10 protein-coding genes and 2 pseudogenes are annotated in these 14162 nt (G+C 64.8%); 7 read left to right on the forward strand and 5 right to left on the reverse strand.

What is annotated here, in order from left to right:
• Window positions 1–221 precede the first annotated feature (221 nt).
• The 4 genes and pseudogenes from ADT71_RS14280 (at window position 222) to ADT71_RS14290 (ending at window position 4035) form a co-directional block, all read left to right on the forward strand.
• A complete protein-coding gene (locus ADT71_RS14280) occupies window positions 222–1412 on the forward strand; it encodes a glycosyltransferase (RefSeq protein ID WP_054437820.1) in 1191 nt (396 codons plus the stop codon).
• Between the two features lie 26 nt (window positions 1413–1438).
• Window positions 1439–2365, forward strand: coding sequence for a hypothetical protein (locus ADT71_RS14285; RefSeq protein ID WP_054437836.1), 927 nt, complete (start codon window positions 1439–1441; stop codon window positions 2363–2365).
• Window positions 2362–2871 (forward strand): annotated as a pseudogene (locus ADT71_RS30375) (DUF2141 domain-containing protein); the annotation flags it as partial. The gene ADT71_RS14285 and the pseudogene ADT71_RS30375, both read left to right, overlap by 4 nt.
• Window positions 2872–2883: 12 nt before the next feature.
• On the forward strand, window positions 2884–4035 hold the full coding sequence (locus ADT71_RS14290) for a glycosyltransferase (protein ID WP_054437838.1): 1152 nt from the start codon (window positions 2884–2886) through the stop codon (window positions 4033–4035).
• Between the two features lie 8 nt (window positions 4036–4043).
• On the opposite strand, the gene ADT71_RS14295 is transcribed toward ADT71_RS14290, so the two are convergent.
• The 5 genes and pseudogenes from ADT71_RS14295 to ADT71_RS14315 form a co-directional block, all read right to left on the reverse strand.
• Complete coding sequence (locus ADT71_RS14295; RefSeq protein ID WP_054437823.1) at window positions 4044–5489, reverse strand: efflux transporter outer membrane subunit; 1446 nt, start codon at window positions 5487–5489, stop codon at window positions 4044–4046.
• A complete protein-coding gene (locus ADT71_RS14300; RefSeq protein ID WP_082370345.1) occupies window positions 5489–6442 on the reverse strand; it encodes an efflux RND transporter periplasmic adaptor subunit in 954 nt (317 codons plus the stop codon). The genes ADT71_RS14295 and ADT71_RS14300 overlap by 1 nt, the downstream gene beginning before the upstream one ends.
• Entirely contained in the window at window positions 6439–6654 is a 216-nt protein-coding gene (locus ADT71_RS14305) for a DUF1656 domain-containing protein (protein ID WP_054437824.1), read from the reverse strand. The genes ADT71_RS14300 and ADT71_RS14305 overlap by 4 nt, the downstream gene beginning before the upstream one ends.
• Window positions 6651–8701, reverse strand: a pseudogene (locus tag ADT71_RS14310) (FUSC family protein). Before ADT71_RS14310 ends, ADT71_RS14305 begins: the two are co-directional and overlap by 4 nt.
• Window positions 8698–9078 carry a MarR family transcriptional regulator gene (locus tag ADT71_RS14315; RefSeq protein WP_231635882.1) on the reverse strand — a complete coding sequence of 127 codons (381 nt, stop codon included), beginning with the start codon at window positions 9076–9078 and terminating at the stop codon, window positions 8698–8700. Before ADT71_RS14315 ends, ADT71_RS14310 begins: the two are co-directional and overlap by 4 nt.
• Window positions 9079–9366: 288 nt before the next feature.
• On the opposite strand from ADT71_RS14315, the gene ggt reads away from it, so the two are divergent.
• The 3 genes from ggt (at window position 9367) to ADT71_RS14330 (ending at window position 14067) form a co-directional block, all read left to right on the forward strand.
• Window positions 9367–11040, forward strand: coding sequence for a gamma-glutamyltransferase (gene ggt, locus ADT71_RS14320; protein ID WP_369818261.1), 1674 nt, complete (start codon window positions 9367–9369; stop codon window positions 11038–11040).
• 98 nt (window positions 11041–11138) lie between these two features.
• Window positions 11139–12461, forward strand: a complete 1323-nt coding sequence (locus ADT71_RS14325) for an amino acid permease (protein ID WP_082370347.1) — start codon at window positions 11139–11141, stop codon at window positions 12459–12461.
• Window position 12462: 1 nt separating this feature from the next.
• Complete coding sequence (locus ADT71_RS14330) at window positions 12463–14067, forward strand: NAD(P)/FAD-dependent oxidoreductase (RefSeq protein ID WP_054437828.1); 1605 nt, start codon at window positions 12463–12465, stop codon at window positions 14065–14067.
• Window positions 14068–14162 lie beyond the last annotated feature (95 nt).

Consider the following 14162-nt stretch of genomic DNA (forward strand, 5'->3'; position numbering starts at 1 on the left):
ACCGGGCGTCAACTGCTGCCGAGCACCTTCGTTTGCCCGGTCGATGACAGTTTCCCAGCAATTTCACGTCTCGCAGATGACGGTGAGAACGACCGTCACAAACCCGAAATCAGGCCGCCATATCAGCCCGTCTCGCGCTGGAATTAATCGGCATGCCTGCTGCGGGTCGCGTGGTTCGGCGGAGTCTTCCCGAAGATCCAGGCCATGACAGCAGGAGCCACATGACGGACGCGCTCAGGATTCTGGTGCCGCTGCACAGCCCCGATCCGGGCGGAGTTGAACGCGTGGCGCTGGGGCTCGCTGCGGAATGGGATCGCAGCGGGCACCAGGTGACCGTGGTGCTTGGCCGGGCAAGCGGCTGCGATCTCTCCAGGCTGCCCGAACTGGATTATTGGCAGATCCCCACCCGCCTTCCCACGGCGTCGTGGGAGACGCCCTGGATGATCCACTCGCTCTACAGCTACCTCGTCGATCAGGGCGCCGATGTGCTGTTCCTGCCCGGCAACACTTACGCCGTGGTCGGTGCGGCGATGCGCCTGTTGCTGGGTGAACACGCGCCGCCCATGGCGCTCAAGGTCAGCAATGCCCTGCACCGGCCCGACATGTCTCCCTGGGTGCGGCACGGATATGGCGCATGGCTGCGCGTCCAGGGCAGCATGTTCGACCGGCTGATCGGCCTTTCCGAACCCATGGCGCGCGAAATCCGGGAAACGACGCGGGCCAGGGCAAGCCAGGTGGAAGTCATCGCAAACCCGATCCTGTCCCGTGCTCGCCTTGCCCGTCTCACTCGGTTCGACAGGCGCCCCGGCTCGGTCTGGGGAACGCGCTATCTTACAGCCGGACGCCTCGCGCCGCAAAAGAACCATGCCATGATGCTGCGCGCCTTCGCACGCGCCGCCCGCCCGGCCGATACCCTCACGATCGCAGGCGAAGGCCCGGAACGCGGAGTCATCGAAAATCTGGTCCGACAGCTCGGCCTCGATGGAAGGGTCTTCCTCACCGGCTATCTTGGAACGATCGATACCCTGCTGGCCGACGCAGACGTTTTCGTGCTGAGTTCCGACTACGAAGGCCTGCCCGGCGTCGTCGTGGAAGCACTGGCGGCAGGTCTGCCGGTACTGTCAACGAACTGCTGCGTCAGCATGGAATGCCTGATCGAGGAAGGTCGCACCGGCCTGCTGGTACAGCCGCGGGACGAAGGCGCGTTTGCCGCAGGGCTCACGCGCATCAGGGAGCTCGGCGGAGACCCCGACCGAGCCCGGGACATTGCCGCGCGCTACGAGGTCGAAAGCGCGGCGCGGCGCTACCTCGAGATGATGACGCAGCTTCACCGCCAGCGCGAACACAACCGCCGCCGCAATCTTGGGCTCAGTGCATGGACGGGGCACGCGTCCCGGCAGCGCACGCTCTGACCCCTCCCCCATTCGCGGAGACTTTCGTGACAGAGACCGCCGCCATTCTGGCGCCAGATGCCCCGGCCCTTCAACTGACGCCGCAGGACCGCGATCCGCGTCGTGGCCGTAACGCCGCGTTTTCCATTATTCTTTCGCTCGCTGTCGTTGCCGCGGTCTTCCATGAACTGGGCGGGCTCGACCTCCGGAATCTCATCGCGATGGTGCCCGCGACCCCCGGCTTCTGGGTGGTCTTCGCGCTGAGCTATCTTGTGACGCCGGCCAGCGAATGGCTCATTTTCCGGCGGCTCTGGGGCATCCCAGGCTCCGGCATGCTCGCGCTGCTGCGCAAGAAGGTCTACAACGAACTGCTGCTTGGCTACCTGGGAGAGGCGTACTTTTACACTTGGGCGCGGCGCCGGGTCGCGCTGGGAGCAGCGCCGTTCGGAGCGGTGAAGGACGTGGCCATCCTGTCGGCGATGACCGGCAACGGGGTGACCATGGCTCTGCTGGCGGTGATGGTGCCGGTCATGGGCACAACGCGGCTCGGGCTCGACAGCCGGATGATGACCCTCTCTCTCGGCGTCCTGCTGGCCGTTTCTGCGGCCGCCATGCTGCTGCGCCGCCGCGTCTTCTCGCTGCCCCAGGCCGATCTCGTCATGATAACGCAGATCCACTTCGGCCGGATCGCGCTGACGACGCTGTTCAATGCCCTGCTCTGGCATCTGGTTCTTCCCGAAGTGCAGCTTTCCTGGTGGCTTTTCCTTGCCACGCTGCGTCTGCTGGTCTCCCGCCTGCCGTTGATACCCAACAAGGATTTGCTGTTCGCAGGGGTCGCAGTGCTCGCCCTCGGCCACGAGCGTGACATCGGCGCGCTCATGACCTTGATGGCGGGCCTGATCCTGGCGGCGCATCTCGTGCTAGGGGCGCTGCTGGCAGGCAGAGATCTGGCCATCCCCGAGCAGTCGGCATGAACGCACCGGCCTTCATCGTGCTGCTTGCCGCCGCCCTCATTCCCTCCACGCCCGATCTGGGCAAGGCCGAAGGTCGGTGCCGGCCGAACGAGAGCGGTCCAGCCTTCGTCGTCGAGCCCGTAGGCCTCAAGGACAGGAGCGGCAGGCTCCGGCTGGAGGTCTACCCCGCCAACGAGAAAGACTTCCTTGCCGACGACAACGTCCTCGTCAGCGCCGGGAAGACGTTCCGCCGCGTCGAGGCGGCGTTGCCTTCCAGCGGCGTCCCGAGCCTTTGCATCCGTGTGCCCGCACCCGGCACTTACGCCGTCAGCCTGCTTCACGACCGCGACGACGACCGCAAGTTCGACTGGAAGATCGACGGTATCGGCTTCTCAGGCAATCCGAAGCTGGGTTGGGGCAAGCCGAACGTGCGCAAGGCGAGCGCCGCCGCCGGCACGGGGCTCACGAGCCTGCGCATCGTCATGAATTACCGCAGCGGGCTCGGTGTCGCGCCCCTTCAGGCAAAGGTCTTGAGACAAATGAAAATCGTCGACGTCTGTGCCTTCTATTCGCCCCACGGCGGCGGCGTACGCACTTACGTGGAACAGAAGCTGCGGATCGGCCCGGCCATGGGCCATGAGATCGTCATCCTTGCCCCCGGGGACGAGGATGCTGTGATCGAACGTGGCCCCGGCGCCCGCATCGTCCTGGTAAAAAGCCCGCGCTTCCCGCTGGACCGGAAGTACTGGTACTTCAACGAGCCCGATCGGCTCCACGCCGCGCTCGATGCCGAAGCGCCCGATTTCGTGGAGGCGACATCACCCTGGCGGAGTGCCGGGCTGGTGGCGGACTGGCCGGGCGATGCACCGCGCAGTCTGGTCATGCATGCCGATCCGCTGTCCGCTTACGCCTATCGCTGGCTCGGCAACGTCTTCTCTCGCGAGACCATAGACCGGCAGTTCTCGGTATTCTGGGAGCACCTGCGCCGCCACAGTCGCCGGTTCGATCACGTCGTCTGCGCCAACAGCGATCTTGCAAGGCGGCTTGGCGAAGGCGGCGTATCGCATACCGTGACGATCCCGATGGGTGTCGAGGGAGGCTGCTTCTCGCCCGCTCACCGAGACCCTGCGCTTCGGGCCGAATTGCTCACGGCCTGCGAACTGCCGGAGAGCGCCGCGCTCTTGCTTGCGGTTGGCCGTCTCGCACCCGAAAAGCGCTGGCCGCTGGTGATCGATGCTGTGGGCATGGCAAGCCAACGGACGCCAATCGGCCTCGTCATGCTGGGCGAAGGCCGCGAGCAGCGCACGATCCTGCGTCACATCGCCGGCAATCCGCATGTCCGCCTCTTTGCACCCGAGCGCGAGCGCGCGGCATTCGCCCGCATCATGGCGAGTGCCGATGCCCTGGTGCACGGCTGCGAGGCGGAGACCTTCTGCATGACAGCTGCAGAGGCCCGTGCAAGCGGCACTCCGGTGATCGTCCCGGACGCGGGCGGCGCGGCGGACCATGCAGCAGGAGGCGCGGGCCGGACTTATGCCGCCGCCGATGCGCAGGCCGCAGCCGAAGCGATCCTCGCCGTCGTGCAGGAGCGGCCCCGCCCTGCGGTCACCGCAAGGACCATGGACGCCCACTTCGAAGACCTGTTCGCGGCTTATGCAGCCTGCCTCGACAAGCGCCGCAAGGCAGCTTGAGTTAGAGCCTACTGGCTCTGCTGCCACCCCCCGCCAAGTGCGAGGAACACCGCGATCTGGTCATCCACCAGAGCCGCTTCGGCAGCGGCATGGTTGACCTGCGCCGTCGCCAGCGCACCTTGCGCACTTAGCAGATTGAGGAAGTCGCTGCGACCGAAGCGGAACAGCTTGCCCGCCTGCTGCGCGGAAAGACCTGCGCTGTCGCTCGCCCGGCCAAGCGCGTCGGTCCGGTCGGCATCGCGGGCGTAAGTCTCCAGCGCAGTCTCGGTGCCGCGCAGGGCGTCCAGTACGGTCTGGTCGAACTTCGCGATATCGGCTTCGACCTGGGCGTTGGCCGCGTCGATCCGCGCGTGAATGATCGGGCGATTGGGGAATGACCAGCTCAGCAACGGCCCAAGGCTGAAGCCGAAACTGTGCGTCTTGCCGATATTCTCCAGCTTGCCGTCGTTGATGATCCCGCCGCCGATGCTGACCGTCGGGTAAAGATCGGCGGTTGCGACCCCGATGCGCGCCGTATCGCCAGCAATCGTGCGCTCGGCCTGGCGAATGTCCGGACGTCGCCGGATCAGCGCCGCACCATCGCCCACCGGCATCGGCTGCGAAAGTCGCGGAAGCGTAGCGCAGCCTTCGACTTCCCTTGGATAGTCAGCGGGTGCCCTGCCGAGCAAGGTTGCCAGCAGGTAAAGCGCCGACTGGCGCTTGGCCTGGAACGCCGGAAGGTTGGCCCGGCTGCTTTCTACCGCGGTGCGTGCCCGGCTCACATCGAAGGCGGTGCCGCGCCCTCCTCGCTGGAGGCGTCCGGTCGCATCCAGGGTCTGCTGTTGCAGGGTGATGACTCTCTGGACTGTCGCGATCTGATAATTGGCCGCGCAGACATCGGCGTAAGCCTTGGTCGTGGCTGCCGCCACGCTGATCCGCACGGCGTCTCGCGCCGCCTCCACCGCTTCGCGGTCAGCAAGACTGCTTTCGATGGCGCGCTTGATCTTGCCGTTCAGGTCGAGCGGATAGGATAGCGTCAATCCCAGATCGTACGTCAGCACGCCGGGCATGTTGGTCCCGGCCGAAGTGGTCGAATAGTCTCGCTCGAGATCGGCATCGGCGCCGATAGTCGTGGCCAGCGTCTTCTGGCCGGTATATTCCCGGATGACGGCGTCCGCCTTGCGCAGGTTCGCGTCCGCCGCCCGGATATTGGCGTTTGCGGCGAGCGCCTGCTCGACAAGACCATCAAGCCGAGGATCGTCGTAGAGCCGCCACCAGCGGTCCGGCAGTTCGGCTTGCGAGAATGCCTGCCCCTGCCCGGATACGAACGGCCCGTTGGCCGCAGGCGCACTGGCCACCGAATTTTCAGGCGGCGCATAGTCGGGCCCGGCCGTGGCGCAGCCCGCCAGAAGCGCAGGGCCCAGAAGCGCGGGGGCCAGAAGCGCGGGGACCAGAAGCGAAACGCGGTTCCTCATCACTGCGTCGCCTCCACGGCCGGCGCGGAAGGCGCAGCCTGAACCTGACGCTGAGACAGTGCCTTGGTGCGGCCGCGTGTTCCGGCACCGGGCTGTTCGATGGTAACGGTCGCCGTGCGGCCGGAAATCAGGTTCACGCCCTTGGGTACTTCGGTTAGGCGCACGCGCACGGGAATGCGCTGGGCAAGGCGGACCCAGGTGAAGGTGGCATCGACGCTGGGCAACAGGTTGCGCGAATCGGTGCGTGTCGTATCGTTGATCCCTGCCGCAATGCTTTCGACCACGCCCTTGAGCGGACGCTCCTCACCCATGAGCACGACAGTTACCGGCGAGCCGACATGGATGTTCGGCAGCTTGGTTTCCTCGAAATAGCCTTCGACACGAATGGAATCGCTGTCGATCAGGGCCATGGCCTGATTGCCGGGCGCCACATAGTCGCCGGGATGCAGATCGAGGTTGGTCACGGTGCCGTTGACCGAAGCGTGCACGTTGGTGCGGGCAAGGTCGAGCTTGGCCTTGTCTAGCCCGCTGAGCGCCTGGTCGAGCGCAGCGCGGGCCGTGGCGACGGCGGCGACGTTCTGCTCATGGGTTTCGGTGGCCACGAGATCGCCAAGCGCCAGGTCGCGCCTGGCCTCGCGCTGGGCCTGTCCCAACCGGGCCTGGGCGCTTGCTACTGCCGCCTGCGCCTGCTCCACGGCCAGCGAATAGCGCGGGCGGTCGATCACGAACAGCAGGTCGCCAGCCTTGACCGTCTGGTTGTCCTTCACCTCCACCGAAGTGACGAGGCCGCCGATGTCGGGCGTGACGCGCACGACGTCGGCACGGACGCGGCCGTCGCGGGTCCAGGGACTGTCCTCATAATGGCGCCAGAGCCAGATCGCGATCACGGCGGCAAGAATGACGAGGACAGTGGTGGCAAGGCTGGGCGCGAGCCGGGCAAGAAAGCGCTTCATTGGCGGAAACCGATCAAGGGAGAGGCCCAGACGAGAAGCCCGAGCACGAGGATGTAGAGGCACAGGTCCACCGCCGCACGATAGGCGAACAGGCGGTAGAAACCGATGACATTGGCAATGCGCATCAGCACCAGGGTGATGACCGAGGCAATGACGGCAAGAACCAGCAAGGTGGGGAGGAAAACCCCGTCGATGGAGACTTCACCCCTCATGCCGCCAGCGCCTTCGGCGTGGGGCTCGAAGCCGGAAACAGGTTGCGGCGCAAGCTGACCAGACCCAGCGCACCGGCGCGGCTCAAATCGGGGTCTTGGTCGTTCAACACGGCAGTCATGGCGATGTCGATATCCTCAAGCAGGATGGGGTCGGCAGGAGCGGGACGGTCGGGATCCAGGCCGCGATAGTATTCGCCCACTTTCTGAAGAACTTCCGTAAGCGGCCCGCGTTTGGTCGGCGGAAGGGCAAGGCGCAGTTCGCGCAGTTCGCCGATCGCCACGCCTGTGCGCAGATCCCTCAGGGCGTCGTAAAGCGGTTGACCGGGGGAACGGCCTGCCATGGCGAGACGGGGGGCCAGCAAGGCGATCCGGTCGAGCATGCGATTGATCCAGGCCCGCACGTCCGGCGGGCTCATCAGATTTGCGCGCTCGGCGATATCGGCCCACCCTGCCCGCACGGTGCTGCGGATCGCCGCATGGCTCCCCGTCGAGTTGAGCAGGCGGATGACGACAATGGCGTAGATGATGCCGACAAGCTGGGCGAGCGCGCCGTTCACGAAACCGGCGAACCCGCCGACATACTGGTCCGAAACGAGAACCGGCGAACCCAGTCCCAGCAGCATGGGCAAGGCGATGCCGCCCCACCGGGGAGACTGCATAAGCGTTCCCAGCATGAGCAGCATCGGCGCCATGGCAAGGGCATATTCAAGGAACCCGTCGAGCCGCGGCATTATGACGAAGCCATAGAGCAGCCCGATCAGCGTCGCGATCAGCGTTCCCAGGAAGAACGCGCGCAGCGGGGCAAGCGGATCGGGAGCAGCCGCGAACAATGCCGTGAAGACACCCGCCAGCATGACCGCCGTGGCTCCTTCATGCCAACCGCTGCCGATCCAGAGAGCACATCCGATGCAGATCGTGAAGAATGCGCCGATGGCGCGCGCGTCGCCCCGCCGAAATCGCGGTGCAGTTCACGGCCGCGACGTCCTTCCACGAGTTCGGAAGCACGCGGACTGATCGGGCGAGTGCTCGGCGTGGAAAGCTGCTCGGCGAGCAGGCGGCAGTCGCGATGGGCGCCGATCAGGGACGCAAGGCGCGAAAGCAGGCTGAGCAGGATAAGCTCGTCCCACGAGGAATCAGGGCCAACACGCGGTTCCAGCGCGCGGCTGCGCTCCTGAAGCGCGGTGGCCGCGCTCTCGCGCTCGCCGAGCGGCATCGCGTCGAGCCGGGAAAACCAGTGACGGGTATCGGCCAGCAGGCTCTCGACTTCGGCGGAAATGCTTCCTGCCGCGCGCAATTGCCCGATCCGGTCCGTCACTGCGGCGCCCCGCGGCATGATGAGCGAGAGCTGGTCCTGCAAGGCGCGTACCGTGCGGATACGCGGCGCGATGCGGGTGCTCTCGTAAGGGAGGTGAATGGAAAGCTGGTGCAGTTCTGTCACGTCAAGCGCAAGGCGCTGGCGTTCCTTGTCGATTGCCGGGTCGCCATCGAGCAACAGGGAATCGCTCGACCAGCGCTCGGCATCGGCGAGAATGTTGGCCACCCGTTGCAGCATGAAAGCGGAAACCGAGCGCGGCAGCACGAGCGCGTGGACGAAACTGCCACAGAGGATGCCGATGGTGATTTCCTGCACGCGCAAGGTTGCCACCGTGAAGATCGTGCCGGGAACGTCCACGCTCGGCAGCACGATAAGCACTGCGGTATAGCCGGCCAGAACAAAGGCATAGGAACGCGGTGTGCGGTCCAGCAGGGAAACGAAGACGCAGAGCGCCAGCCATGCCCCTATCGCGATCGTCAGCAATTCCGGTGCGTTGACGAGCACGGGCACCATGATGACCGCCATCCCCGCGCCGATGAATGTGCCGATCACGCGGAACATCGCCTTGGACACGACGGCGCCCGCCAACGGCTGTGCGACAATGTAGGACGTGAGGAAGGCCCAATAAGGACGTTCGAGCCCGATCGACAGCGCGATGTAGATGGCCAGCATCGAGGCCATGTAGGCCTTCACGGAAAACAGCGCTGCGTCCAGTCCGAAACGTTTCGTCATTGCCGGGCGGCGCTTTCCGCAATGCGTGCGGCGATGCGGTCAAGCACGCGCACGACAGTCTCGACGTCTTCAGTCGGAATGCCATCGAGCAGCGTTGCACGCAACTCGATCAATCGTTTGTCGATCCGTTTTGCGACGATAGATCCTTCTTCGGTCAGCCGCAGGTGCTTGGCCCGGCGATCGCTGTCGTCGGCATGACGCTCCACCAGGCCTGCGTCTTCGAGCAGGTGCAGCGTGCGGACCAGCGAAGGCTCCGTCACGTTGATGACGCGCGCCAGATCGCCCTGCCGTACCTCGTCTCCGAGACGAAGCAGGTGAACGAGCGCCCATGCCGAGGAGTTCGAAACTCCCAGGGAGGACAGGGCCGAATCAGCCATTTGCTGCCAGGAACGCGAAACTGGCCCCAACCTCGCGGCCAGAGCCTTTTCGCTCGATTGTCGTTCTTGCATGAGACGGGTAATTAGAGTGCTAACTAATTCGCGCAAGATGCTTTGACGTGGATTTTATGTCAGTTGCAGTGAGTTTATTGCAATGCCGCATGGGGGTGGCGCAGCCGCAAGGGCGACGCTAAGCCGCTGCAAATGCCTGCTCTCACCTTCCGGAGAATGCCCTTGCGCCGCTCGTCTCTCGCCCTTGGCCTGTCTGCGCTGATGTTGACGGCAGCCATGCCCGCCGATGGCAGGACGCCTCATGCCGTCTCCGCGACGGCCGAGCCGACCGGCCAGTCGGCGACGGCACGACATGCCATGGTCGCCGCCGCAAACCCGCTGGCGGTCAAGGCAGGAGTGGACGTGCTGAAGGCAGGCGGTTCAGCCGTGGACGCAGCGGTCGCAATCCAGGCCGTGCTCGGTCTGGTCGAACCACAAAGCTCGGGTCTCGGCGGCGGCTCGTTCATGGTCTACTACGATGCGAAGACGCGCAAGGCGACCGCCTATGACGGCCGCGAAGTCGCCCCGGCCGGAGCGACGGACCGGCTTTTCCTGGGTGCCGATGGCAAGCGCCTGCCGTTCGTCGACGCGGTGCTCGGGGGCATTTCTACCGGCGTTCCCGGCGCTGTGGCCATGCTGGACATGGCCCATCGCGATCACGGCAAGCTGGCGTGGTCGGAATTGTTCGGCGAAGCGCACAAGCTCGCGCAGGACGGCTTTATTGTCAGCCCGCGGCTCGCCGGAATGATCTCCCAGCGCAAGGCACCACAGGCCTCGGCTCCTGACGCAAGGCGCTACTTCACCAAGGCGGACGGCATGCCATATGCGGCGGGCGACCGTCTGAAAAACCCGGATTACGCCCGCTCGCTCGAACGGATCGCGAAATTCGGCGCTTCCGGTCTGCTCACCGGCCCAATAGCCCAGCAGATCGTCGATCGGGTAAGCCAGGGGCCTTATCCCAGTGCGATGACGCTGGCGGACCTTGCCAATTACCGTCCGCGTTCCGGACCGGCCCTGTGCAGCACCTACCGCGTGTATCTGGTCTGCACGCCGCAGGCTCCTTCCGGCGGGCCGGGCCTTCAGATGGCGCTCGGCATTCTCGAACATACCGACATCGACAAGCGCAACGCCAGCGATGAAAAGGCATGGTTCGAATTCGCGCAGGCAAGCCGCCTCGCCTATGCCGACCGCGACCGCTATGTCGGCGATCCGGCCTTCGTGAAAGTGCCGCTCGAAGGTCTGCTCAACCCCTCATACGCTAAGGAGCGCGCGGCGCTGGTGGGCGAAAAAGCTAGGCCGGTCACTTTCGGCAAACCGAAGGGAGCGCCGGAGTTCGGGCCCGATGGCACCAATGAGCCCGGCGGCACCAGCCATATCGTCATCGTCGATACGCAAGGCAATGTCGTCTCGATGACCACGACGGTTGAAAGCATCTTCGGCTCCGGACGCATGGTAGGCGGGTTCTTCCTCAACAACCAGATGACCGATTTCTCGTTCAGCCCGACGGACGACGACGGGGCGAAAGCGGCGAACGCGCCGGCCGCCGGCAAGCGTCCGCGTTCCAGCATGGCTCCCACGATCGTCCTGACCCCTCAGCACAAATTCGTCGCTGCCGCCGGCTCGCCCGGTGGCAGCGCCATTCAGGCCTACAATCTCAAGGTGCTGGTCGCCCTGCTCGACTGGAAGATGTCGCCGCAGGATGCAGTGACGCTGCCCAACCTCGTCGCCAAGGGCGACACCTACAGTTCGGACGTCTTCCCCGCGCCGATCATGGAGGGGCTGGCGGCAAGGAACATGCCCCTGTCGACCGCAAGGGGCGAGGAATCGGGCCTTCAGGCGATTGTCGCCACGCCGAACGGCTATATCGGCGGCGCAGATCCCCGGCGCGAAGGCGTGGCAAGAGGGTTCTAGGCGGCGTGGATCGCCCCGCACTTCCTCCCCACTTCCTCCCCGTTGAAAATAGCGTAGTCATGCCATAGGGGCCGCTGCCTTTCATTCAGGGATACAGCATGGCAGGCGATTGGGACGAGGCGGAACAGGCAGGGGGCAAGGCTTCCGTTATAACCACATCGTCGGGAAGCCTCGGCCTGATGGCGGCGATCGCCTTGGTCATGGGAAACATGATCGGCTCAGGCGTGTTCCTGCTGCCGGCCAGCCTGGCTCCGTTCGGCTGGAACGGCGTGATCGGCTGGCTGACGACGATCAGCGGCGCTCTCGTCCTCGCCTTCGTTCTCAGCCGCCTGACACATGCCCGTCCAGAAGCCGGCAGCCCCGCCGGTTTCGTCACCGACGCCTTCGGCAAGACCGCCGGGTTTTTCATAAGCTGGATTTATCTCGTCTCGCTGTGGACCTCGGTGGTTACGATCGCGGTGGCCGCGGTCAGCTACCTGTCCAGCATGGTACCGTTTCTTGGACGGGGCGAACATGTCCCCGCCCTTGCCGCCATCGCCCTGCTCTGGCTGGTGACGCTGATAAACCTGCGCAGTATGCGCGCTGCGGGGAACTTCCAGATCGTCACGCTGGCGCTCAAGATAATTCCCCTGCTGGTCGTCATAGTGCTGGCCGTCCATATCCTTGCCAGTGGCAAGGCCCAACTGCCCTCCTTCGATCCCTCCGAAGTTCGTTCCGGCGCAATCAACGGCGCCGCCACCCTGACGCTATGGGCCTTGCTCGGCTTCGAATCCGCCAGCGTCGCAGCCGCGCGCGTACGCAACCCGAAAGTGAACGTCGCGCGGGCCACGCTTTGGGGCACCGCGCTGACCGGTGCGCTTTACCTGATGGTTTGCTCTGCCATCGCCCTGCTCCTGCCCAGCGACCTCGCTTCGCATTCGGCAGCGCCGTTCGCCACTTTCGTCGCCCGTTTCTGGGACGGTAACGCAGCGATGCTCATCGCCGTCTTCGCCGTCATCAGTTGCATCGGCGCGCTGAACGGGTGGACCCTGCTTGAAGCAGAAATGGTGCGGGACATGGCCAGTCGTCGCCTGTTGCCGCACTGGCTCGCCGAAACCGACGCGCGCGGAACGGCGAGGCGGGCTCTTCTGGTTTCCGCCGTTGTCGCCAGCTGCTTTGCCGCCTTGAACGCCAGCAGGACCATGCAGGCCCTGTTCGAATACCTCCTGCTTCTGTCGACCTCTGCAACGCTGTGGCTCTATCTTGCCTGCGCGCTTGCCGCGCTCAGGCTCGGCGTTGCGCGCATCCCCGCGCTGCTCGGCGCGCTCTATGCTCTGTGGACCCTATGGGGCGCCGGGATCGGCGCCAGCGGCCTCAGCTTCGTCCTGATGGCGCTGGGTCTTCCCATCTGGCTCTGGCTCAAGCACAACGAGATCGACTAGCATGACGAAGAGATACGATGCCCTCATCATCGGTGGCGGACACAACGGCCTGGTCTGCGCGTTCTACCTCGCCCGTTCCGGACTGAAGGTACGTATTCTCGAGCGGCGCGGTGTCGTCGGCGGCGCGGCGGTTACAGAGGAGTTCCATCCGGGTTTTCGCAATTCGGTCGCCAGCTATACCGTAAGCCTGCTCCAGCCCAAGGTCATTGCCGACATGAAGCTGGCGGAGCATGGCTACCGCGTGATCGAGCGACCGATTTCGAACTTCCTGCCGCAGGAAAACGGCCGCTACCTCAAGCTCGGTGGCGGGCTGGAGCGTACTCAGGCCGAGTTTCGGCGCTTTTCCCCGCATGATGCGGATATCCTCCCGGCCTACTACGATGCACTTGAAGGCGTTGCCGAAGTTCTGCGCGACCTTGCCCTCAAGTCTCCTCCCAATGCCGGAGACGGCTGGCGCGGCCTGATCGATGCAGCGCTGCAAGGGCGACGGGTTGCGGGCCTCCCGATCGAAGCTCAGCGAGACGTGCTCGACCTGTTCACCAAGTCTGCACGTACCCTGCTTGACGGCTGGTTCGAAAGCGAGGCCGTGAAGGCTGCCTTCGGTTTCGATGCGGTCGTCGGAAACTATGCCTCGCCCGATACGCCGGGCAGCGCTTACGTCCTGTTGCATCACGTCTTCGGCGAAGTGAACGGTAAGAAAGGAGCATGGGGCCACTCAGTGGGCGGGATGGGTCAAATCACCCGCATCATGGCAGAGGTGTGCCGCGGTCTCGGTGTAGAGATCAGTCTGGAAAGTCCGGTAGAGCAGGTCCTTGTCGATGGCGGCAAGGTCGCGGGGATTCGGCTCGAAAGCGGCGAGGAGATTGCCGCGCCGCGTGTCATCGCCAATGTCGGCCCAAAGCTTCTCTATGGGAAGATGGTCGCAGCAAGCGACCTCTCGCCCGACTTCGCCCGCCGGATGAAAGGGTTCAAGGCGGGCAGCGGCACCTTCCGGATGAACGTGGCCCTATCCGAATTGCCGCGCTTCACTTGCCTGCCGGAGCCAGGCGAACATCACAGGTCCGGCATCATCATCGCGCCAACTCTGGACTACATGGACCGGGCGTTCCTTGACGCAAAAACCCACGGCTGGTCGCGAAAGCCCATCGTCGAGATGCTGATCCCCTCGACCATCGACGACAGTCTGGCCCCGCCGGGCCAACATGTAGCCAGCCTCTTCTGCCAGCAGTTCGCCCCCGAACTTCCCGGCGGCAGGGACTGGGATGACGAGGAGGACAAGGCCGCCGATACGATCATCGATACGGTCGAAGCCCAGGCCCCCGGCTTTCGTGCCTCGATCCTGGGACGGCAGATACTGAGCCCGAAGGGGCTGGAGCGCAAATTCGGCCTTGTGGGCGGCGACATCATGCATGGCAACCTGACGCTGGACCAGATGTGGTCGGCGCGTCCGGTGCTTGGCCACGGATCCTATCGCGGCCCGATCAGGGGGCTCTACATGTGCGGTGCGGGCACGCATCCCGGAGGCGGCGTCACCGGAGCGCCGGGACACAACTGCGCGCACGAAGTTATTGCCGACGGCACCCGAATGAAGCGCTTTCGCATCTAGGTCGTAAACTCATAAACGGCACCATCGAGGTTTGAGGCAAAATGGCTCAGCGCAAGAAGGGAAGGCGATGGAATATGTCGATATTTCAAGACTTC

Source organism: Novosphingobium sp. ST904 (assembly GCF_001298105.1).
Classification (GTDB): domain Bacteria; phylum Pseudomonadota; class Alphaproteobacteria; order Sphingomonadales; family Sphingomonadaceae; genus Novosphingobium.